The organism is Shewanella psychrophila (assembly GCF_002005305.1).
GTDB lineage: Bacteria > Pseudomonadota > Gammaproteobacteria > Enterobacterales > Shewanellaceae > Shewanella > Shewanella psychrophila.
Window position 1 is genome coordinate 2,783,124 of record NZ_CP014782.1, and the last position, 23,489, is coordinate 2,806,612.

Consider the following 23,489-nt stretch of genomic DNA (forward strand, 5'->3'; position numbering starts at 1 on the left):
CTTAAGTAATTCCACCTACACGCTCGAAACGGACACCTGTTGGGATCCATGTCGGTAAGAAGTCTGCCTTTGTTCTATCAAACTCGAAGCTTATCCAGATGGCAACGGCTTTTCCGACCAGGTTCTCTTCGGGAACAAAGCCCCAGAAACGACTGTCGGTGCTGTTGTCTCGGTTATCGCCCATCATAAAGTAGTGGCCTTCAGGCACAATAAACTCACCCACAGGCAATTTACCCTCGCGGTAATAATAGCCAATAGGATCCGGGCGCTGAGGATTGATCAAGATGTCATGACTCACTTCACCTAGCTTCTCTGTGTAACGAGACAGTGGTGCACCATTTTGTGAAAACTCACCTTGATTAACCCCCACGCGAGCCACTTGTTTAAGCTCAGGGCAGCTTGTCTCACCTTCGGCACACGCAGGCTGAATGTACAGCTGCTTATTACGATAGACTATCCTGTCACCTGGTAAGCCAACAACACGTTTGATGTAATCGATACGTGGGTCTTCGGGATACTTAAACACGGCAACATCACCACGCTCAGGTTTACCATTTTCCACTAACTGACTGCGCCAGACTGGATCTTTTAATCCATAGGTAAACTTTTCCACCAAGATGAAATCACCAACCAGCAAGGTTGGCATCATAGAGCCCGATGGGATCTGGAAAGGTTCATAGATAAATGAGCGTAATATAAGAACAAATGCAATCACTGGGAAGATAGAACGAGACGTTTCTACAAACGCTGGTTCACGGGTGATTTTTTCGGCATTTTCCTCACTGATATCCGCGTCGACGGCTTGGGCCATAGCGAGTCTCTCTCGACGCTTAGGCGCGAGTAACAGAGCGTCAGCCATCCACACCAGGCCACTACACAAGGTTACTAACACCAAAATGAGGGAAAAATAAGCTGCCATAGTTTATGAACTCCTGCTTGCAAACAAAAATACTATTTATCACTGCGAGTTTAATCAAACTCGTACACAGCGATGGATAGGTCAGTTATACGTGAGTAACGAAAGCGCCGCAAACTGCGGCGCTAGATATTGCTCACTATTAACAATTCTTAACGATTTAGTCGTTGAGCTTAAGCACAGCGAGGAAGGCTTCCTGCGGCACTTCCACATTACCCACCTGCTTCATGCGCTTCTTACCTTCTTTCTGCTTCTGCAGTAACTTCTTCTTACGAGATACATCACCACCATAACACTTAGCGGTCACATCTTTACGCATCGCCTTAATCGAAGAGCGAGCTATGACCTGGGTCCCCACTGCGGCCTGAACCGCGATATCGAACATCTGTCTAGGAATAAGCTCTTTCATCTTATTCACCAGAGCCAGACCTTTATGACGAATGAGTCCCTTATGGATGATCATCGCCAAGGCATCGACTCTGTCACCATTGATGAGGATATCGAGGCGTACCATGTCAGCAGGCTCAAAGCGCGTAAAGTTATACTCGAGAGACGCATAACCACGACTGGTAGATTTTAGACGGTCGAAGAAATCCATCACCACTTCTGCCATCGGCATGTCATAGGTAATAGCAACCTGATTGCCGTGATAGACCATATTAGTCTGCATGCCACGTTTCTCGACACACAAGGTGATAACGTTACCCAGGTATTCTTTCGGTACCAGAATATTGGTCTCAACGATTGGCTCTCGCATCTCTTCGATGTTATTGATTGCCGGCAGATCAGATGGGTTATCAACATAGATAGTCTCACCATCTGTCTTGATGATTTCATACACTACGGTTGGCGCCGTGGTGATCAGATCCAGGTTATATTCGCGCTCCAAGCGCTCCTGAATGATCTCCATGTGTAGCAGGCCTAAGAAGCCAATACGAAAACCAAAACCCAGCGCCGATGAGGTCTCAGGCTCGAAGAATAAGGACGCATCGTTGAGGCTAAGTTTGCTTAGCGCATCACGGAAGCTCTCGTAATCGTCGGTAGATATTGGGAAAACACCGGCATAGACCTGAGGTTTAACCTTCTTGAATCCGCTTAAGGGCTCGGTAGCACCATTTTTAGCGAGAGTTAAGGTATCACCTACGGGCGCGCCGTGGATCTCCTTAATTCCTGCGATTACGAAACCAACTTCACCAGTCTTAAGTTCTTTTGTGTCGGTCTGTTTTGGGGTAAAGATACCCACTCTATCGGCGGTATGATTCACGCCAGTAGACATAACCTTGAACTTGTCACCCTTTCTGAGTATACCGTTCTTGATTCGAACCAGAGAAACGACACCTAGATAGCTATCGAACCAGGAATCGATAATCAAGGCTTGCAATGGCCCCTCTTTATCTCCCTCAGGAGGAGGAACTTGGGCGACGATAACTTCGAGTACGTCCTCGATACCTATGCCTGTCTTAGCCGAACAGCGCACCGCATCGGCCGCTTCGATGCCGACTATGTCTTCGATCTCTTCGGCAACACGCTCAGGATCGGCTTGAGGCAGATCGATCTTGTTCAAAACAGGAACGACTTCCATATCCATCTCAAGCGCCGTATAACAGTTCGCCAGAGTCTGAGCCTCTACACCTTGCCCAGCATCTACGACCAGCAAGGCACCTTCACAAGCTGCCAGAGAGCGAGAAACTTCATAGGAGAAATCTACATGACCCGGAGTATCGATGAAGTTTAGCTGATAGGTTTCACCGTTTTGGGCCGTATAATTTAGCGTAACACTCTGAGCCTTGATGGTAATACCACGCTCACGCTCAATATCCATCGAGTCCAAAACTTGGGACGCCATCTCACGATCTGAAAGACCTCCGCAAAACTGAATTAAGCGGTCTGAGAGTGTTGATTTGCCATGATCAATATGGGCAATAATTGAAAAATTTCTAATGTGCTTCATGATGCGAAATGACTGACTCAAAGTTGGAATTATCTAAAAGTGCGGAATTGTACCCGATCGGCTCCCCAATACCAATCTAAACCGCTCTCCATCGTCATCAATACTGTGAAAAGCGGGCGAGTAAACCTAATACCGATACGTATAAAATATTAAAGAGATTGGCCCAGATGAGAAAGAATCACAGGCTGACTGGTGTGCTCCATCTTCTTTGCAGCTCTTTTGGCATAGAGCCAAGACAGAAAGGCTCCCATGAGTGCAACGGGGATCACTTGAAAGTCACTAACTTCGACCTGAAATTGAGATAAAACAAGCGTCGCCATACCAGCCCCCAGAAAGAGTCCAAACAGGGGAAGCAAGTAAATGAGCGCCGCCGCCTTTAGAATCACACTTTCGGGTAAACCTAGCCGAAGAAGTTGACCAGGTTCATATTGTGTTTCAGATGGAATAGAGAAAACTTGCACCTTAGGGGAGAAGGCTGACGCTACTGCTGAGGTGCCACAAGACTCACTGTTATCACAATGATTACAGGCATTTTTGACTTGAACCTCTACGGTTATCCAGCCCTTGTCGTCACATTTTATGACTTTAGCCATCTCTTCCATCATAGAAGTATCCCCTATTGGAGCATCATTATTGGATACTGATGCTCTTAGCAACGCGAGTTAAGGTTTCAGTCGGCACTTTACCTACCGCCACGACTTCGAAATTACCGACAACTTCCGTCGCCAATGATAGTCCATTTCGAGTCACTAGCTCTTCGGGCATCTTAGTTTCCCCGGCACGGGCGACATAAACAGAGATGTTAGCCATGCCATCACTGAGAGCTATATACTCTACAGCCTCATGGCTGCCCATCAGTCTATGGCTGTCTTTAACCAAAACCTCGAAACCCTCAGGTAACCAGTTAAATTTCCAGTTATCACCGGCATCACGTTTAGATTGAGAGACGACTGCAGGCCACTCCTGCTTATAAGCTTCAGATAAAATAGCGGGAGGCTCATCTAATACCAGCAACTCGACCACTAAGATCTGCTCAAGTAACTGTTTATCTTGAGTCAACATGTCATAGCGTAAAGGCAGGAATGATTCCATATCCAACCAGACTTGGTAACCGTAGCGAAAATCATCGTTAGGAATGATGCGCACTAACTGGCCAGGACGACCCGCTAAACGAGTTCGACCACCCAAGACGAATTGATAACCTGACTCCAATTTAGAGATATCTCCGGCAAATGCCGGTGGCAAGATCCCCTGAATACGATTAGCACTTACGCTATAAGCGGGTTGATCATGCTCGATAAAAGTCACTGTATTACCGACTCTTACCGCATTCTTAGGAGGACCGTTGAGGTGTTCTAGAAAGGCGACTTCTTGATCTTCAATCTTGCCATGAATATAGACTAAGGGACGAATGTGATCCGCTTGTAGCTGGATCAGAGACACCTTGAATTCTTGCTCCCGCAAAGCTTGGCTCATATTTTCCAACCAAGCCTTAGCGGAGAGATCTTCCTGTGCCATCACAGGGAAATTAAAAACTAACAGGGCCAACAGGATAAGACGCAAGCTAACTCCTTAACGTTCATAACTTAGAAAACTAGTGATCCGCAGATTTCGAATCAAGTTTGCTATTGTCATCTATTTCGGTCCCATTATTCAATCTTTGTTGCAGCATATGATCTTGAATATAGGCATTGATGCGTTGACGTTGCTCCATCACCTGAACATTAGTGAAACTTTGGCTCGCTTGTACCGGCCCAGTCTGTAGACTCACTGGAGTCACACTACCGACCAGAGGACGAGTATTAAGCACAGGTAACGGCGATGCATCTATGGCACTCTGCTGACTGTAGTTTTGAACCCCAACGACTGCCACTAAGGCAACACTAGCTGCAATAGCATATTGACCGAACTGCTTAAACATAGGGATCACATTAGCGAATCCTCCAGCAGCCTGTTTTGGCTTTTGGCTATCGGCGCGCTGCACCGGTGCTATAATTGCGGGTTCTTTATCGATTGCATCTGCAATACTGGCACTGAGATCTAAGTTAATCGACTTAGGTAGCTCACCACGCATCGCGTCACCGATCATATGATAATCACGCCACTGCTGATGAGAACCCTCATCGGCAGCTAAATCAGCCAATGCCTGCTCGTCGGATTCACCATCGACGGCAGAGGAAACCCATTCCTGACCTAATTTATCCATTTATCACCTATGTTGGTACTTCAATAAGTACCTGTGTTAGTAAAAAGGCTACTATTCTTCCAGCAAAGGCTGAAGCTTTTTATCGATCGCTTCCCGGGCTCTGAAGATACGAGATCTTACGGTGCCTACGGGGCAGTCCATAACGCTTGCTATCTCCTCGTAGCTCATACCATCGAGCTCTCGTAATGAGATAGCCATTTTTAATTCTTCTGGTAATGAGTCTAGCGCATCGAAAACCACTTTTTGAATATCTTCGGCCATTAATAGACGTTCTGGAGAAGCAAACTCCTTTAACGCATCACTGCCATCGTAATATTCGGCTTCCTCTGCATCGACATCATTTGCAGGAGCGCGTCGCCCCTGAGCAACCAGATGATTCTTGGCGGTGTTTACCGCAATTCGGTATAACCAGGTATAAAAAGCACTTTCACCACGAAAGTTTGGTAATGCCCGGTACGCTTTAATAAAAGCTTCCTGAGCCACATCAGCAACGTCAGCCTGGTTTCGCACATAGCGTGAAATCAGGTTTATGACCTTGTTCTGATACTTGAGTACCAATAGATTAAATGCATTTTTATCACCTTGCTGTACACGCTCAACTAGTTGTTGATCACTTATTTGTCCACTCATCCGAGCCGACTACTCCTAAATCTAAAATGCTGATTTCTCAGTCGCTCGAATCATATGCACATATGTAGACTAGCGAACTTCGAAAAAGTTCTAAAAAATTACATCGAAATGAATTTATTTTCTGTTAACTAGCAATCTATCCAAAAAAGCTCTCTTGGTTTACCATAGCTAGACCCCACAGAACTTAACATGATACCTGATGAAACAAGTAGTTGAACACCAATCTGATATTTTGGTTATCGGCAGCGGCGCTGCTGGTTTGACATTAGCACTGCATCTTGCTGAAAAGTCTAAAGTTATCTTACTCTCAAAGGGACCACTGAGCGAAGGTTCTACTTACTATGCTCAGGGCGGCATAGCATCTGTCTTCGATGAAAATGACACAATTGAATCCCATGTTGCCGATACCTTAGTCGCCGGAGCCGGACTTTGTGATGAAAGTGTCGTTAAATTTACCGCCGAAAATGCCAAAGGGGCCATGGAGTGGTTAATCGAGTGCGGTGTGGCTTTCGATAAGGAAGAGACCAGTGACGGTGACACGGTAAATGCTCCTTACCACTTAACCCGTGAAGGCGGACACAGTCACAGACGCATCCTACATGCGGCTGATGCAACAGGTAAAGAAGTTCAGGTCACCTTACAAGATAGAGCCAAATCCCACCCTAACATCCAGGTTTTAGAGCGTTACAACGCCATAGACCTCATAACTTCCCGTAAATTAAACCTATCGGGTAACCGAGTCTTAGGTGCCTATGTTTGGAATAGAGATGTTGAACAAGTAGAGACCGTCAAGGCAAGGTTCGTCGCTTTAGCAACTGGTGGAAGCTCTAAAGTCTATCAATATACTTCAAATCCAGATATTGCATCCGGTGATGGTATTGCTATGGCTTGGCGCTCAGGTTGCAGAATTGCCAACATGGAATTCAATCAATTCCACCCTACTTGTCTCTATCATGCCGATGCCAGAAACTTTCTACTCACAGAGGCATTGCGAGGTGAGGGGGCCTATCTTAGACGCCCCGATGGCACGCGCTTTATGCCAGAATTTGACGAACGTGCCGAATTAGCTCCCAGAGATATAGTCGCACGGGCCATAGATTTTGAGATGAAGAGGCTCGGCTCAGATTGTGTCTATTTAGATATCACCCATAAGCCAGCAGACTTTGTCATTAAGCACTTTCCGACCATTCACAAGCGTTGCTTGGAATTTGGTATCGATATCACCACTGATCCGATCCCGGTCGTACCAGCCGCCCACTATACTTGTGGTGGCGTGATGACAGACCTTCACGGACAAACCGATCTTAATGGCTTATATGCCATCGGTGAAGTCGCTTATACGGGTTTACACGGTGCTAACCGCCTCGCCAGTAACTCACTACTCGAGTGTTTGGTCTTCGCCAGAGCCGCAGGTGAAGACATCGAGGGACTACTGCATAAAATTCCTATGCCAGGTACGTTGCCTGCATGGGATGAAAGTAAGGTATCAAACTCAGACGAGGAAGTTGTCATCGCCCACAACTGGCATGAACTGCGCTTATTCATGTGGGATTACGTCGGTATCGTTCGCTCAGATAAACGTTTAGAAAGAGCGCTACGTCGCTGCGCTATGCTACAACAGGAGATCCAGGAATATTATAGTAACTTCAGAGTAAGTAACAACTTACTGGAGCTAAGAAACTTAGTTCAGGTAGCTGAACTTATCATTCGCTGTGCCATGGAGAGAAAGGAGAGCGTCGGTCTTCACTACAATATAGATCACCCTAAATCTTCGAATAACCCCACTCCAACCATACTGCAGCCTGACAGCTAATCCTGCGAATTAGAAAGAAGCAGACGACACAGGTGACGATAACTTGTGTCGTCTAACATATCAGCCCAAATGATCACTAACCGTCTGCGACCAACACTCATATCTTGGGTGTTGATATAGAAAAAAACCACTAATGGTGTAACGATTGGATTCAAGACCAAGGTGAATTTTTCCATGGCAGTTTCATCCACAGAAGTAAGCTGACTCTTGTCTCCAAAAACTATCCTACCTTCCCCATCACGACCCAAGCTGAATCGACAATACCAATGTTTTAATTGCCAAAACTGATAAGAGAAAAACGTCAGAGTCAAACACGCAGCGCAATATTTAATACTCAGGTAGATAAGATTATCTAGAGGAGGCCAGACGAGAAATGAGCTTAAGCAAACACTCGCTAAAACGACCAACGCGAGACGCTGGTCGAAGGAAGGAGTTAGTCTAAAACTATGGCGCCGGTCTGCCACGGACAAGTATGACCATCTCGGCCAATTCAGGGTCGGGACACTGTTCATGACCCATAAACCAAGCAAATAACTCAGGATCTTCCCCTTCGAGAAGTCTGACAAAAATCCCTTTGTTCTTAACTGATAACTGCTCGTAGTGACTCTCGACAAAAGGTTGAAAAAGAACGTCCAACTCAAGCATACCCCGTCGGCATGCCCATCTCACTCTCGATATTTTCATTGGTTCAGACACGCATTTGACTCCTAGGTCTCGTTATGGAGCTAGTGTAACCTTAGTTGTGATTTGAGTCGATGAAATCACCATTTACACTCAAAAGTTCTGCACCTGTGCACCTATCCTAATCAGTCTACCAGATAAATTTTTTCTGTATCTTTAGCCGACCTATAAAAGATGCTGAACTTGCGCATCCCGGCCTTCAAACAAGTCGGTGAAATCTGTTTCCAATAGACGCTTTACTGCCGGATGCTGGATCATTCGCTCGGCAAACATGACATGGTATACCTCTTTAATGTCGGTAGTTTCACCTAACAAGTGCATATCATGGGACAAGATATCTTGTTTGTAGATAGAGGGGGCCACGAAGATCCCTTGCTTGAAATATCCAAAAGCCTTCATCATGGCCGCATCATCGAATTCGCCAAGAATATTGACGTTGAGTCCATTTTCATCGAACCAGTGATGTAGCTGTTGGCCAAGGGAAGTTCGCTTGCCCGGAATGAGTAACTTACCTTGCTCTAAGCACTCAGGAAACGGCTTGTCATACTTCTCGGCAGAGAAAAAAGCGACTCCACATTCGCCTAACTTCTTAGATAAGATCTCAGGGTATTTAAGCGACTCTCCAGCGCAATCAGACAGAATCATATCCAGCTTGTGTTCTCTTAATCTTGTCATCAAGTTTTCGTGTGTAGCCTCGAAACAGGCCAGATGCATGGACCCATCGCTGGGTACAACCGAAAGTAAGACTCTACTTGCTAAGGCTTTAGACAAGGCATCCGCAATACCAACCTCGAACAGAATATTCTCATCTTTCTGGTAATTAAGCAGATCTAGCATCTCATAGCTGAGGCTAAACATTTTATCGGCATAACGAAATACCAGTTCTCCTAGCTCTGTAGGCTCTAGGCTTCGACCCACTCGTTTAAATAGGCTCCCCTTAAAACGAGTTTCGAGAACCCGGATTTGTCCAGTAACAGTTTGTGGTGTGAGGCACAAAGCCTCAGCAGCTTTCGCCACCGAGCCCTTTTTATGTACCATCCAAAAGTAGTAGAGGTGGTTATAATTCAGATGTGACATATATGCTCTAACCTGATCCCATTATAAATGATAGAACAAGTGTGATCACTTGAGTCTCTGACAATCCATCAAGCTATACATCACCGTATTTAGTGACTCTACATCTTGAATCGTTCCGGCAGAGAAAGCTTCAGCGAGTCCGTCAACTAACACCTGCCTATCGGGAATACGGCTCTCACAATAAGTACGGTTAGCCTCTTGAAAGCGTTTCCCCCCCCTATATTTGAGAGCCCTGGACTCGTAGCTGTCAGTTTCAATTCGCGCCCCTGTTGCATTAGGCTTATACATCATGGCGCCATCTACAACGCCTTCGAGGTAGTGTTGACACACCACACTCTCTGTATCCTGATTACAGGCTTGCAATTGCTCGGCCTGAACTGCCCCTATGAATCCAAAACTAAATACTAATGATAGAAAAATGGTTCTCATAATGTTCTCTCCATGACTATTTAACCCGTTGTTTATCTATTATTTAGCGCTATTCGCAGCTTCTTTGGGTAACACTTTATCCAACCAAAAATAACCAATGACAGCAGATAAAAGCGATCCGACTAAGATCCCTAACCTTGCAAAATCACCGTAGGCAGCGCCCTCTCCCACAAATGCTAGAGATGAGATAAACATAGACATGGTAAAACCGATACCACACATCACAGCCACCGGAGCAATATGCCTCCACCCCATGCCTTCAGGAAGTACGGCCCATTTAAGTTTTACCGCAATATAGCTAAAAAACAGGACACCCAGTGGCTTACCTAACAGCAGACCTAAGGCAATACCTACTGGCACAGGAGAAAATAGCGCATCTAAACTCATACCACCTAGATTTACACCCGCATTAGCGAAAGCAAAAATAGGCAAGATGATAAAAGTGCTCCAAGGATGCAGGCTATGCTCTAAACTCTCCGATGGAGAGGTGCCATCTTTCGCCCTGAGCGGAATACAGAAAGCGATGATCACCCCCGCTAGTGTCGCGTGTACACCTGACTTTAGTACGGCAATCCAGAGGATCATACCTAGGACTCCATATGGGCCTAAAGCTGTTACCCCTCGCCTGTTTAAACCGATTAAGCCTAATATTGCGATAGCAGCGACAACCAGACTCACCATAGACAAATCAGTGCTATAGAAGAGGGCAATAATCACCACAACCCCCAGATCATCGATAATAGCTAATGCGAGTAGAAAAACTTTCAACGCCACCGGGACTCGGCTGCCTAATAGCGCCATGATCCCCAGTGCAAAAGCGATATCTGTTGCAGCTGGAATGGCCCAACCTACTTGAGTAACAGGGTCACTGTAATTAAATAGCAGATAAACACCAACCGGAAAGACCATGCCACCTATTGCAGCGAAAGTAGGAAGAGATGCCTGGGCTCTGCTCGACAGGGCTCCTTCGAGCAGTTCACGCTTCACCTCTAGGCCAATCAACATAAAGAAGATTGCCATCAAGCCATCATTGATCCAATGTATGAGCGTCTTGTCAATATCCAGACTACCGACTCGGACCTGCATCTCGGTATCTAAGAATCCTTGATATATTCCAGACAGAGGCGAGTTTGCCATTAGCATAGCGAGCAAAACCGCTACCATAAGCAGGATGCCACCCGCCGATTCCTGGCTTAAAAAATTCTTTATCGCCTTTTCCATAATACGCTCCAATAAACCTTAATGATTTGAGTGTAGCCGAATACAATTATGTTGAATATTCGCTTCCATCTGCTATTAACATCGGAAATTCCGAGCTATCCAGTGTAACCAGTGAATGACTAGTTATCAACTGTTCAGATAACAGGCAAGCATTAATACACAAGATAAACAATATTGTGACTCAAATCACAAGTGCAACAGAGGAGGAAGATGATGAGAATTTATGCAGATAAAATGGATAATGAGTGCTAACTTAAAACAAATTTAGCACTCGTTAACTCTGAAATATCAGTGAATTAACACTCAGTTAAGAAAACTTTATGTTTAAACAGAAAAAGGGTATTTGATGGCATCATGGTGTTGATAATTTGACACTTCAAAGTCATCCATGGTCACCCAGGTCTCTAGATCTTCCAGTGATTTGATATCAGGATTGATAGACAATGAAGCAGGCTCAAAAGGCTCTCGTTTCAATTGAACATCGCGCATCAAATCTAATTGATCTTCATAAATGTGAGCGTTGACAATTTTATGGTAGGCCATCCCCGGCTTCTTGCCGGTAATTTGCGCAATTAACGCCAGGAGTGTAAATACCTGAACCTGATTAAAATTCAATCCTAAGGGGACATCACAGGAACGCTGAAAGCTATTGAGATATAATGTATCTCCCAACAGGGAAAAATTATGGGTGTGCATACACGGGCGTAAGCAGCCCATATGAAATTCCCCCGGGTTATAGAAACTGAGGATCTCTCCGCGATCATCGACCCCTTTCTTAAGGTTATCAACTATTTTCTTCAACTGATCTATGGTGCCACCATCGGGTTTACTCCACGCCCTTCCCTGAACACCATATACCCGACCCATATCATCCTCTCCTTTTCGATGAGGATTATTCAACCAAGCCAAGTTCTCATTGGCATTAGCGTCCCAGGTCTTCGCCCCCAGCTTACGGAAATCGGCAGCATTATCATAACCACGAATATATCCCAACATTTCGGCAATAGCCGCTTTCCAAAAACTTTTACGGGTAGTGATTAAGGGGAACTCATTTTTCTCGACGTTATAAATAAGATCGGCATTTATGACAGTGAGACACCGTTTTCCGGTACGTTCATTCTCAATCCAGGTACCTTCATCGATGATCCGATTACAGAGTGCTAAGTATTGCTTCATTATGGTTGACCTTAATCTGGAACTTTAAAAATATGTCTATTATCGGTACTAATTCCCGATAAAACCATCCACTCAAATTTCAAACAGAGATAGATGAGATTGGAACTAAACTTAAGTTATTGCGAGCTTCACTCCGACAACAACTAACAAGAGTGCAAAAATTCTCTTCAATACTTTAGTCGGCCAAATACTAGCAGCCTTCACTCCTAAGGGAGCGATCAAGACAGATGTCATAACGATACCTAAGAGTGCTGGCAAATACACATAACCTAAGGTCCACTCTGGTAAATCCGACACGTTCCAGCCTGAAATGACGTAACTGGCACTGCCAAAAAGTGCGATAAATACCCCTGATGCAGAAGAGAAGCCTATGGCGCTTTTCATCTGTAATCCACACCAGCTCAAGAAGGGGATTAGCAGAACCCCGCCGCCGATCCCCATTAATGCCGCGATAATGGCAATAACGGTTGATACCGCAAATAATATCGACGTCGAAGGCATAGGTTTGTCGGCTTTACTAAATCCATAGGGGAAAATCATCTGTACCGCCATACAGATAACAAACACGGCAAAACTTGTTTGTAGCAAATCTGCGCTAAATAGGCTTGAAATAAAACCAGCGCTTAAGGAGCCCAGTATCAAGCCAGGCAGTACAGATTTAAGTAAAGGCCAGGGAATATTGCCCTGCTTATGATGAGCGCGAGCCGAAGACAGTGAAGTTAAGATAATGGCCGCTAAAGAAGTCGCGATGGCAACATGGGGAAGAACGGTCACATCGAAGCCAACCGATGGCAACAGATATAGGAGTATAGGGACGGCTATTATGCCACCGCCTATGCCTAATAACCCTGCCATGAAGCCGATAACACAACCGAGAAACAGACAGCTTATGAAGAGCAAGAATAGACTATCCATTAGTATTGAATACGCTCAAGCCAAAAAGTACGCTGCTTATAGAAGAAATACTGATCATATTCTAAGTGGGAACCTATATTAAAAATGAGCCACAGTTTAAAGCAAAATCTTAGATTAGTTAAGGATGGCCCCAAGCTGTCTTGATTCGAAGTACTCTCTCACCAATTCCCTCACCTCCTGACCACTGGTTAGGGTCAACGCCATCTCCAACAGTTCGCTGAGATCGGAATGAGAAACTCGACGAAGTAGGTAGTTAATCCGAGCTAGGCTACCTTGATTCATACTCAGCTGATCATAACCCATAGCCACGAGCAATATCACGCCGATAGGCTCCCCAGCTAATTCGCCACAAACACTTACCGGAAGGTGATATTGCCAACAATCAAATCTGGCCCTTTTTAAGGCCCTGAGGATCCCTGGGTGATAACAATCATAAAGTGTGCTCACCCTAGGGTTATTTCTATCCACTGCCAGCATATATTGAGTCAGATCGTTAGAGCCTACAGAGACAAAATCGACCCTTTTAGCCACTTCAGCGAGTTGATATAGCAAGGCAGGCACTTCAATCATTATGCCTATTTTAGGTCTGACTATCTCTTTTCCAAGATCACCTTTTAACTCAAAAAATGCTTGTTCCAGATAGGTTATGGCTTGATCTATCTCATCTAAGTTACTGACCATAGGCAAAAGAATATGCAACTGATCACTATCGGCTCCCGCGTGAATCATAGCTCTGAGCTGTACTAAGAAGAGCTCAGGGTGATCCAGAGATAATCTTATCCCTCGCCAACCCAAGAATGGGTTTTCCTCGTTAATAGGAAAATAGGATAACGGCTTATCACCACCCACATCTAAGGTTCTCATCACGACAGGCTTACCGCATGCGATTTCAAGTACCTGACGATACACTTTCACCTGTTCAGATTCGCTAGGGAACCTTTGATGCAACATAAATGGAATTTCAGTTCTATATAGACCGACTCCGTCGGATCCTTCTGCAATTTCCGACTCTAAGCTACTCAGTAGACCAGCGTTAAGATAGAGGTGTATCCGTTTACCATCTATGGTTTCAGCCGGAAGAGTTAATTCCTGTGCATATCTGTTTTGTAAGGCTTTTTCAGCCGAGATTAAATTTCTATATTCGGCTATGAGAGGTGGGGCCGGTGAAACCAGCAATTGGCCACGATTAGCATTGATGATCAATAACTTCTTGTCGATACCTGCAGTCAATACACCTTCGACGCCGATGATCGCTGGGACGCCAAGTGCTCGAGCTAAAATTGCGGCATGGGAGTTAACACCGCCCTGCTCGGTCACTATGCCGACTAACTTGTGACGGGGAAACTCGGCTAACATAGTCGCATCGGCTTCTTTTGTCACTAAGATCACAGGTACATCGGGCTCGAAACCCATTCTTTCCGGTTCAATAAGCAGACGTAATACTCGTAAACCAAGATCTCGAATATCTCCGGCGCGCTCCTTTAGGTAGAGATCTTGCATCTGAGTAAACTGATCTATATATCGCAAAGAGACACGACTCACAGCAGAAATAGCACTCCAGCCCTCTCGAACCTCCTTGATATATTCTCCACCTAGGCTGGCATTATCGAGCAGTAACTGTAGAGCCGAAAATATAGAAACAACTTCGTGATCTTCTTCTTGCTCGAAGCGCTGAGACAATGAAGAAAGCGTGTCTTTACACGCTTCTATAGCATGACTTAACCGAGTAACTTCAGCCTCGATGTCGGTAATTTTTACTTCAGGCTGGGATAATTCTATCTGCCCACCTATGACCAGAGCATGTGCTATCGCAATGCCATTAGCAGCAGAGGTTCCCTTAAAATGTAATAAATCAGGTGCTTCGGCTTTCTTTCGTAGGTTTCTTATTGCCATAGCGAGTTGAGCCGCCAATGTCATCAAGAAAGCTTCTTCGCCCTCACTAAACAGACGGGTATCGGCTTGCTGAACCACCAAGACACCTAGAATGCGTTTCTGATAGATGATAGGAGCAGCCAAAAATGCCCGAAAGCTTGCTTCCTCGGCTTCTTCAAACTGCTTAAATCTAGGATGTTGCTGAGCATCTGCTAGGTTAATAGGCTCTTCTCGCTCTGCAACTAAACCCACTAGGCCTTCCGATAGTGGCATTCTCACTTGGCCTACGGCGCTGTTTAACAAGCCATCCGTTGCAGAGAGCACCAACTGCTCCCCCTCTAACAGATATATAGAGCAACACTGAGTTGTCATCGCAGTTTTTGTACGAGAAACGAGCAAATCTAAAGCTGAGTGGAGATCTCGTGCCGCTGCCACGGCCTGTGTAATATCTCTTAGCATCTTAAGCACTTAGTCACTCCCTATACACCACTCAGTTGTTGTTGATTCTATTTAGAAGGCTAGGTTCTTTATACAAGCCGCATACAAGCCTTAGCGTCGCCTATTTCTTCTTTTATTACTCTGGCTATTACCGAAATGAGATTCTCGAGATTGAAATGGAAGTGCCGTCGGAGCAAATTCCTTCATTGCTTTCCTATATACATCCCGCTTGAAGGACACGACTTGCCTAACGGGGTACCAGTAACTCACCCAACGCCAATCATCGAATTCTGGGTGACCACAAGCATTGAGATCGATTGCACTCTCACCACTCTTTAACTGCAGTAAAAACCACTTCTGTTTCTGTCCAATACAGACAGGTTTGCTATCTTGCCTAATCAAACGTTTAGGTAATCTGTAACGCAACCAAGAGCGAGTCGAAGTTAAAATCTGAACATGTTCAGGTTTTAATCCCACTTCTTCATAGAGCTCTCTATACATCGCCTCTTCAGGAGTTTCGCCTTCATCAACTCCTCCTTGAGGAAACTGCCAGGAATGTTGACCAAATCTTCTTGCCCACATTACCTGCCCAAAGCGATTACAGATAATGATGCCCACATTTGCGCGAAAGCCGTCACTATCAATCACATGGACTCCGTATTTCACAATTTCAATATCACGATTGTTTCACAAAGCTGAGGCCGCGGCAAATGGCATGTAGCAGATTAACCTTGGATAAAAAAGTAAAAATATCACTTTTATCAACAGATGTAGATCACTAAAAGCAATGATATCCACAAAATCTGTGGATATCTCTGTTCTTAACTTATATATAGACCTTGATCCATCAAAAACCGGGTACATTAAAATGTGTATTACCATTTAACCAACGACAATAAAGAAGATGTAAACCATCAACTTAAATAAAAAAAGTGTTAACCAAGTCTAACTCAGCCTCATCTGCGATTGTTTTTTAACCATAGTCAGCTTTTGAATAACACAGAGGAACATTTTACTCGTTTATTCACAGGCGATAGTGAAAGTCCCATCTAAATGGAGAAAAATAGCTAAATTTATTGTTTGGCAAGGAGTATTTTTCAACTTGGATAACTTAAAAATTGAGTTATCCAATGTTTCTGTGGATAACTATGTTGGAAAAGTAAGGGCAAGAATAATCTAATCTCTAAATTGATTATCCAAATCAGAAACGATATATAAATTAATAAATATTTTCAATAACTTAAATAGACATAGTAAGTCGTAGTTACTAACAAACCCAAGTTAGTACGTTTTATGAGCAGATATTCAATGTGACTGGTATTATCTAATATCTTAGGTAAAATCCTTGAAATGAAAACTACGACCCCCTCTCCCAAGACAATAGAAGAACTGATGCAACGAGCCAATAACATGGCTGGCCTGACTCTGGGACAAGTTGCCAGTTCGCACGGATTCACTACTCCAGCCGATCTTAGAAGAGATAAAGGTTGGGTGGGCCAGTTAATCGAATATGAACTTGGCGCTCTTGCCGGCTCAAAACCAGAGCAAGACTTTCTTCATTTAGGTGTAGAGTTAAAAACGATCCCTATTGATAACAAGGGAAAACCCATAGAAACAACATATGTGACTGTAGCCCCCTTGGTCAATATACAAGGCCTGACTTGGGAAAAAAGTATCGTCTACCATAAATTGCAGACCGTACTTTGGGTTCCTGTACAAGGAAACCGTGACATTCCGGTGGCTCAAAGACAGATAGGTACTCCTATTTTATGGTCTCCAACACCGGATGAACTTGATCTTCTGAAGCAAGATTGGGAAGAAATAATGGAATTCATTGCCATGGGGCAAGTACAGCAACTTACCGCCAGACATGGTGAAGTACTACAACTTAGGCCTAAGGGTGCAAATAGCCGCTCTGTTACCCAAAGCATAGGTAAGGATGGGTCAAAGAAATTGACTAACCCAAGGGGCTTTTATCTTAAGATCCCCTTTACGCAATCGATACTAGAGCGTTTTTTTAGCTGAATTTCAAACGATATCACTTTCATTTGACCAAGATCACAAATACTACTGGAAATCATAGGGTCATTTTCTATAGACTAGCGCATCCTGAACAAATAGACCTACGTTAGGAAAAATTAGATACCGTGAGAGCACGCATACAAGCAAAAAAACTAATTTTTGCGATTTCCGCCTGGGGAATAGCCATGGCGGCCTTTGTGTTTTTCAGGTATGCCCAGGCTCCAGACCTCCCACAATGGGCGGTAGGAACCGCTGACCTCGCTACACTCGCTATATATATGGGGATAATATTCGGCAGCCTACATTGGATGTCTAACCTCATTGCCGACTTCAGTGCAATTAACAGACTCCCGTATTTGTTCTCTGTTATCTTCAAAGGCCTCTTCCTTCTGCTTGGTGCGACAACTCTTGCTTATATGACTCAATTTTTGAATATGTGGGCCATAGAGAATCATATGTCTACATTGAGGCAGATGCTGACTGCGCATATTCTTTATAGTCCCTCGTTCCAAGCTTTGATCGTCTATCTCGTTGTTGTTAGAGTGAGCTTAGCTTTTATCGAACAAATGGCGCTCTTAGTCGGCCCTAGGGTGTTACTCAATATTGGCCTAGGAAAATACCATAAACCCAGATATGAACAGAGATTATTTCTTTATTTAGACATGGTTGCCTCAACGACTCATGCAGAGTCATTAGGTGACTATCGTTTTAGCCGCTTGATTCAAGATAGCTTTAGCTTACTTTCTGACACTGTAGTTAATAATGAAGCCGAAATATATCGATATATGGGCGATGCAGTCCTGATCCATTGGCCCTTGGAACACGGAATTAAGAATGACCGAAGCTTTAATATCTACTACGAATTCAGTCAGCAGCTTAGTTGGCAACGACAATATTTTGAAGAGCAATATGGATTCGTACCTAAATTTAAAGCCGCGGCCCATTGCGGCCAGGTCGTTGCGGCAGTCGTTGGCGTGCAGAAGCAAGAGATAAGCTTTTTCAGTGACGTATTAAATACTCTAGCCAGACTACAAGATCAATGTAATCCCTTAGGGCAAAGAATGTTGATATCGGGCTCCCTTGCATCCCGCATAGATATTGATACCAGTGCATATAAGATTAACAGCTTAGGTCCTATTAAACTCAAGGGAAAACAACACTCGACAGAAGTCTTCAGTGTCATACCTAAATAGGCAGACAAGCTCACAGATACCCGTCATTATAAGATAAACAGCTTAGGCTAGATTAAAATCAAAGATAAACAGCACTCGACAGAGTGTCTTCAGTGTTGCCCCCAAACAGGAACAAAACCAACAGCGCCATCAAGCAAGTAAACTCGATGGCGCTAGATGTTATTTAATATCGCTCTGTTCCAAAATATTTTGAATCGCTAAACCTAAAGTTCTAAAGGTTAATATTCGACTCGATGTTTGACGCCAAACCAGCCCGATCTCTCTGTATGGGGCTTCACCAGGAGGCTGCATCACTTTCAACTCAGTATCATTTAAGATGCCTGCATCGATTGCCATCTGAGGCAAAAAAGTTGTTCCTAGCTTACTGTTCACCATCTGTACTAAAGTATGCAGACTCGTTGCAGCGAAAGGATTTACCTTGGCGCTATTAGCCAGTTGGCAGGCACTCACGGCATGACCCGTAATACAATGCTCAGCCTGCAACAGGAAGATGCTTTCATCAGGCAATGAATCATAATCCAGTGGTTCGTGTATCACATCCGTCAGTTCTTCATGAACAACGAGTTTAAATGGGTCTATCCCAACCTTCATACTATGAAAGCCACTTGTATCAACAGGCAAGGCTAAAAGTAACAAGTCTAGCTCGCCCTTTCCCAACGCATCTAATAAACGCTCTGTGGTATCTTCTTTCAAAAGTAGCGTTAAATCAGGATAAGTACTCTGACAATGCTTAACCACTTTACTTAATAAGAAAGGCGCTATAGTCGGAATACACCCTAGGCGGATATCTCCGGTCATTGGCTCACCCTGATGCTTGACTAACTCTACTAGATCATCAACATCGGTAAGTAATTTCCTCGAGCGCTGAACAACTTCCTCTCCAATAGCTGTAAAGATAAATGATTTGTGATCACGCTCAATCAACTGATGACCAAGCTGCTCTTCTAAATTTTGAATACCACTCGACAGTGTGGATTGACTGACATGACACATCTTCGCAGCTCTATTGAAATTCTGCTCTTGATGCAAGTTAACCAAATAAAATAGGTTTTTCAAACTGGGCAAATGTTTCATAAAATCGATTACCAACAACAATGTTTATCCAAATATCCAATCTAACTTTATCACATAGGACAAGTAAAGCGACTAAGCTTAACCCTCAATATGTGAACAGAATCCACTTAAACCATTAAAAAGTGGCCAATATGTGATGCTATTCTATACTCATGACAGATAATTCTTCGGAGTACTCAAGGAATGAGATTAGCATTAGCTTATATACTCATGCTGGTATCTGTTGCCACAGTACAGGCTCACGCACATGTTAATCTCTCAGAGAAAAGCAGGGAGATGCCAACCTCAATGCTTTTCGAAGTCTCGAGCCCAGAGCAATTATCAAAAATAAAGTCCTTGTTGCCAGATGACTACTTGCCTAATGAAAACCTTCTACCTAAGCTGCTGACACTGAAAAATGAGACGGCCAGGGCTCGAAAATGGACCTTAACCAGGCCGGTAAATTCATTTGATAAACAGCTAGCGAATTATACTCGCTATGAAAACGAGGGCTTTTCTCTCCTGCCGAGTCAAACATTAAACTGGCCAGCAAAAATAGTCATACAATCATTAACCATCCCCCCATATCAGCAAGTTGAGGTATTGCTCGACACACGTGTTTTACCGACTCAGATCTGGTCACATACCTGGTTAACACACAGGTTGAACCAATACAGTCAATATTCATGCCTAATGCTGGGGGCCATATTCTCCATCGTTTTGCTACAAGTGATCATGGGTCTGCTTAAAAATAACGCCAACCTGTTACTTTTATGCTTTCAACTCAGTTTCCTTGTATCCCTTAGCCATGAGCTGGGCTTAGTTGAAATCCTAATTCCATCGATTTCAAGTCGTGCCATTGGTTTTTTCTTGCCAATTCTATCTTTGCTTCTATTTATCCACATGAGGAGGAAGCAGAATCAAGAAATGAATAATCTAGTTCATTCTATCAATGTCACTCTTTATGGAACTGCAATACTCGCTTTACTAGTGACGACAATTCTCACTCAAGTTTCATTGCCTATTTTAGAATCAATTCTCCCCACCTATTTAGCTATCACCCTTTCAACCTTAGTAATCCTCTGTGGTTACACTTTTATCAGGTTCTCTAATGTCCATCACCTTTGTGATTTTGGCATCATAGTATTCATGGCATTGTTTTGCATCATACTCAATGACATAGCAAGCATCTTAGATAAGATGCTTCTCTACCTTCCTGTGCTGGGAATAAATCTATTATGCTTTGTATCGGCTCAAATTAGTGAGTCTAAAAACTTAAGTAATAATAAACCACTAGCTAACGTACAGAAGGTGACCTTAGAGAGGAAATTTAAGGAACTCGAGATGAACCATCGTCTTCTGCAGGAGAAAAATGCTATCGACTTCCTGACAGGGCTAAAGAACCGACAGTTTTTCGATGAGAGATACCACCAGGAATTATCCAGAAGCGCCCGGGAAAATACGCCAATCAGCCTAATTATTATCGATCTGGATCATTTTAAACGTGTAAATGATCATTATGGCCATCAAGTAGGAGATGAAGTATTGAAAATGGTGGCTAAACGTTTTTATTACGCACTCAACCGCCCTGCAGATGCCATCTGCCGATATGGTGGTGAAGAGTTCGTGATCTTATTACCTAATACCCATATACAGGGAGCAGCACACCTTGCCCAACAGCTCAGCTTAACTATAAGTAGCAAACCAATCCTAACCTCCAGGGGCGATATAAGCATCACTATAAGTCAAGGTGTAGCATGCGTTTCGCATCAGGCAGATTTTGAAGAGATGAAGCTATTGAGCATAGCGGATGAAGCATTATACCGAGCTAAAAGCTTAGGGCGTAACAGGTTTGAGCTCGCAAGATTAGAGCCTTTCATAGTAAAGGAACAAGCCTAGTACCAACCTCACTAGATGCTAGCAAACAAGCAATAAAAAAGCCCCAATGACCGACTCTATGAGTTAGGTCATTGGGGCTTTCTTTACCCCATGCATAAGCAAGAGGTGGAATTTTTATCTAATGATTAAGCTTTAGACTCTAAGTATTGCTTAAGCTCGGCTAAATCTTGGCTGGCATGCTCAACGATGGCTTGTAACCAGACATCATGTTCTGTAGCCCACGCCGCCTCTTCACCGTGCTGGAGTAACTGTGCAAATTGCTGAATTCGCTTTAACCCCACAGAACCAGCAGCTCCTTTAAATTTATGAGCTTCAGAGCATAATGTATCTTTATCTTGCGCTTCTTTAGCATTAACTAAGTTACCCACATATTCTGGCATTAGTTGCTCAAATAACACGACACTTTTCAGCAAAGTTCCTGCACCGATAGCGCTACAGTATTGCTCCAGTGTATTAAGATCCAAAATTGATTCTATTTCAGCTGTTGCCATCTTCAGGCACCTCTCAAAAATTTTGACTGTTTTAAAGACTAATTTACCACATAATACCCGCTATAATTACTGGTGCAACTAATTGAGCCATATGTCAGTAAAAACTGATACATTTTAACCACTCATTAACTATCTATTAATTGAATCTACTAATAAACTCCAATATCTTTGGCTTTAGAACAGGTTTTCCTTAAAATTCAAATAGCTCCCCTGACCGCCTTTGTCTTCCAAGTCATTCACAATCGCTACCAGCCCATCCCAACGAAACGCACACCAGTCAGGAGCCAATAACATGGGCTTCTTAGCGTAGGCTGTAACACGGTGAAAAATAATCTCTTTTGGTGTATAGCGAATCAACTCGCCGACACTATAGGCATAATCTTCTATGGTTAGCAGCGACATGCGATCATGTCGCCATGCTTTGGCCATGGTACTACCTTCAACAATATGCAAAGGATGTAACTTAAGGCCATCGACACCTGTACTGAGTACTGCATCGAGCGAAGATAGGTAATCCTGATGGCTTTCACCGGGTAGCCCAAGAATAAGATGAGTGCATACTTTAATCCCTTTCCCTCTGGCTTTTAGTACAGTATCGCGGTAGTCATTATATGTATGCCCTCTGTTGATCCGCTTCAGAGTCTTATCATTCGCCGACTGCAGACCTAGCTCAAGCCAAACCTCTATTCCTCGGTTTTGATAACTGATGAGTAAATCTATGACTTCATCAGACACGCAATCTGGTCGCGTACCAACGCAAAGCCCCACAATATCAGGGTCACTAATGGCTTCATCATATTTAGCTTTCAAAACACGGTACTCATCATAAGTGCTGGTATAAGCTTGAAAATAAGCAATATACTTTGTAGCCCTTCCTCTAGCCCTCTCACGACCTAGCTTTAGTTGCTCGTGAATAGAGAGCTCAATACCATGTTCAAAGCTAAAAGAAGCCACATTACAATAAGTACATCCGCCCTTGCCTAAGGTGCCATCTCGATTAGGGCAAGTAAATTTCGCATCTATGGTTAGCTTTTTAAGCTTTTCACCAAATTGCTTCTTGCAAGCAACACCGAAGGTATTGACGTAATGATCAAGTCCCACTCTATAACTCTATTATTCAAGAAAACGATAACGATATTTTAAGTCATCCACCTACCTCAAACATCGCGCTATATCAAACTCCTGACAGTCGGTATGTTTCAGTCAAACTTTTCGATTTAACTGAAAATAACGAGATCGAGTTCAAATCATGCTGAATAATGTTACTTATAGCACTAGTTATGCATAAATAATCACGCCAAAAACTCAAGAAAAATTCACTGTAGATGCAAAAAAAATCACTTTTAATAAAATAATATATTAGATTAAGTTTGTTGCGATTTAGTAAACCCACAACCATTCAAAAGCTAAAATTCTTTTTATTCATAACGTTATACAGCCAATTACACAGTTTACGTTAACGTAAAGGCGTTATTAAACCTGTATTAAACACACGGTAACTACCAT

The 23,489-nt window shown here is 43.6% G+C and carries 22 protein-coding genes; 4 read left to right on the forward strand and 18 right to left on the reverse strand.

Going from position 1 to position 23,489, the window contains the following annotated elements; genetic code table 11:
- Window position 1: 1 nt before the first annotated feature.
- The 6 genes from lepB to rpoE all read right to left on the reverse strand — a co-directional run bounded on the left by lepB (window position 2) and on the right by rpoE (window position 5,703).
- Window positions 2-919, reverse strand: a complete 918-nt coding sequence (gene lepB, locus sps_RS11970) for a signal peptidase I (protein ID WP_077752743.1) — start codon at window positions 917-919, stop codon at window positions 2-4.
- Window positions 920-1,076: 157 nt separating this feature from the next.
- Window positions 1,077-2,867, reverse strand: a complete 1,791-nt coding sequence (gene lepA / locus sps_RS11975; protein ID WP_077752744.1) for a translation elongation factor 4 — start codon at window positions 2,865-2,867, stop codon at window positions 1,077-1,079.
- Window positions 2,868-3,016: 149 nt separating this feature from the next.
- Window positions 3,017-3,472, reverse strand: coding sequence for a SoxR reducing system RseC family protein (locus sps_RS11980; RefSeq protein WP_077752745.1), 456 nt, complete (start codon window positions 3,470-3,472; stop codon window positions 3,017-3,019).
- A gap of 25 nt (window positions 3,473-3,497) precedes the next feature.
- A complete protein-coding gene (locus sps_RS11985; protein ID WP_077752746.1) occupies window positions 3,498-4,430 on the reverse strand; it encodes a MucB/RseB C-terminal domain-containing protein in 933 nt (310 codons plus the stop codon).
- 31 nt (window positions 4,431-4,461) lie between these two features.
- Window positions 4,462-5,073 (reverse strand): sigma-E factor negative regulatory protein, encoded by a 612-nt coding sequence (locus tag sps_RS11990; protein WP_077752747.1) that lies wholly within the window; start codon window positions 5,071-5,073, stop codon window positions 4,462-4,464.
- A 51-nt stretch (window positions 5,074-5,124) separates the two neighbouring features.
- Window positions 5,125-5,703: an RNA polymerase sigma factor RpoE gene (rpoE, locus tag sps_RS11995; protein ID WP_077752748.1), complete on the reverse strand. Its 579-nt coding sequence runs from the start codon at window positions 5,701-5,703 to the stop codon at window positions 5,125-5,127.
- A gap of 199 nt (window positions 5,704-5,902) precedes the next feature.
- Here rpoE and nadB point away from each other — a divergent pair, with 199 nt between their 5' ends.
- Entirely contained in the window at window positions 5,903-7,516 is a 1,614-nt protein-coding gene (gene nadB, locus sps_RS12000; protein ID WP_077752749.1) for an L-aspartate oxidase, read from the forward strand.
- Here the strand turns inward: nadB and sps_RS29140 are convergent.
- From sps_RS29140 to rppH, 9 genes are all read right to left on the reverse strand, one after another.
- The gene (locus sps_RS29140) at window positions 7,513-8,028 is read right to left on the reverse strand and encodes a protein YgfX (protein ID WP_335695444.1); all 516 of its coding nucleotides are present in this window, start codon (window positions 8,026-8,028) and stop codon (window positions 7,513-7,515) included. The genes nadB and sps_RS29140 overlap by 4 nt on opposite strands.
- Window positions 7,961-8,200, reverse strand: a complete 240-nt coding sequence (locus sps_RS12010; protein ID WP_077755657.1) for an FAD assembly factor SdhE — start codon at window positions 8,198-8,200, stop codon at window positions 7,961-7,963. Before sps_RS12010 ends, sps_RS29140 begins: the two co-directional genes overlap by 68 nt.
- Before the next feature lie 162 nt (window positions 8,201-8,362).
- Window positions 8,363-9,274 (reverse strand): transcriptional activator NhaR, encoded by a 912-nt coding sequence (gene nhaR, locus sps_RS12015; protein WP_077752751.1) that lies wholly within the window; start codon window positions 9,272-9,274, stop codon window positions 8,363-8,365.
- Between the two features lie 45 nt (window positions 9,275-9,319).
- Complete coding sequence (locus tag sps_RS12020) at window positions 9,320-9,703, reverse strand: hypothetical protein (RefSeq protein WP_077752752.1); 384 nt, start codon at window positions 9,701-9,703, stop codon at window positions 9,320-9,322.
- A gap of 39 nt (window positions 9,704-9,742) precedes the next feature.
- On the reverse strand, window positions 9,743-10,924 hold the full coding sequence (gene nhaA, locus sps_RS12025) for a Na+/H+ antiporter NhaA (protein WP_077752753.1): 1,182 nt from the start codon (window positions 10,922-10,924) through the stop codon (window positions 9,743-9,745).
- Between the two features lie 324 nt (window positions 10,925-11,248).
- Window positions 11,249-12,100, reverse strand: coding sequence for a thymidylate synthase (locus sps_RS12030; protein WP_077752754.1), 852 nt, complete (start codon window positions 12,098-12,100; stop codon window positions 11,249-11,251).
- Between the two features lie 111 nt (window positions 12,101-12,211).
- Window positions 12,212-13,015 carry a sulfite exporter TauE/SafE family protein gene (locus sps_RS12035; RefSeq protein ID WP_077752755.1) on the reverse strand — a complete coding sequence of 268 codons (804 nt, stop codon included), beginning with the start codon at window positions 13,013-13,015 and terminating at the stop codon, window positions 12,212-12,214.
- 114 nt (window positions 13,016-13,129) lie between these two features.
- A complete protein-coding gene (gene ptsP, locus sps_RS12040) occupies window positions 13,130-15,355 on the reverse strand; it encodes a phosphoenolpyruvate--protein phosphotransferase (protein ID WP_077752756.1) in 2,226 nt (741 codons plus the stop codon).
- A gap of 81 nt (window positions 15,356-15,436) precedes the next feature.
- Window positions 15,437-15,973: an RNA pyrophosphohydrolase gene (gene rppH, locus sps_RS12045; RefSeq protein ID WP_077752757.1), complete on the reverse strand. Its 537-nt coding sequence runs from the start codon at window positions 15,971-15,973 to the stop codon at window positions 15,437-15,439.
- A 702-nt stretch (window positions 15,974-16,675) separates the two neighbouring features.
- Here rppH and mutH point away from each other — a divergent pair.
- Together mutH and sps_RS12055 are read left to right on the forward strand one after the other, a co-directional pair.
- Window positions 16,676-17,350 (forward strand): DNA mismatch repair endonuclease MutH, encoded by a 675-nt coding sequence (mutH, locus tag sps_RS12050; protein WP_077752758.1) that lies wholly within the window; start codon window positions 16,676-16,678, stop codon window positions 17,348-17,350.
- A gap of 122 nt (window positions 17,351-17,472) precedes the next feature.
- Window positions 17,473-18,540 carry an adenylate/guanylate cyclase domain-containing protein gene (locus sps_RS12055; protein WP_077752759.1) on the forward strand — a complete coding sequence of 356 codons (1,068 nt, stop codon included), beginning with the start codon at window positions 17,473-17,475 and terminating at the stop codon, window positions 18,538-18,540.
- A gap of 159 nt (window positions 18,541-18,699) precedes the next feature.
- Here the strand turns inward: sps_RS12055 and oxyR are convergent, their stop codons facing one another.
- Window positions 18,700-19,614 (reverse strand): hydrogen peroxide-inducible genes transcriptional activator OxyR, encoded by a 915-nt coding sequence (gene oxyR / locus sps_RS12060; RefSeq protein WP_077755658.1) that lies wholly within the window; start codon window positions 19,612-19,614, stop codon window positions 18,700-18,702.
- 183 nt (window positions 19,615-19,797) lie between these two features.
- Between oxyR and sps_RS12065 the strand changes: the two genes are divergently transcribed.
- Entirely contained in the window at window positions 19,798-21,492 is a 1,695-nt protein-coding gene (locus sps_RS12065) for a GGDEF domain-containing protein (protein ID WP_077752760.1), read from the forward strand.
- Window positions 21,493-21,617: 125 nt separating this feature from the next.
- On the opposite strand, the gene sps_RS12070 is transcribed toward sps_RS12065, so the two are convergent.
- The gene (locus tag sps_RS12070) at window positions 21,618-21,983 is read right to left on the reverse strand and encodes an Hpt domain-containing protein (protein WP_077752761.1); all 366 of its coding nucleotides are present in this window, start codon (window positions 21,981-21,983) and stop codon (window positions 21,618-21,620) included.
- Window positions 21,984-22,157: 174 nt separating this feature from the next.
- On the reverse strand, window positions 22,158-23,084 hold the full coding sequence (gene mnmL, locus sps_RS12075; protein WP_077752762.1) for a tRNA modification radical SAM protein MnmL/YtqA: 927 nt from the start codon (window positions 23,082-23,084) through the stop codon (window positions 22,158-22,160).
- Between the last annotated feature and the right edge of the window lie 405 nt (window positions 23,085-23,489).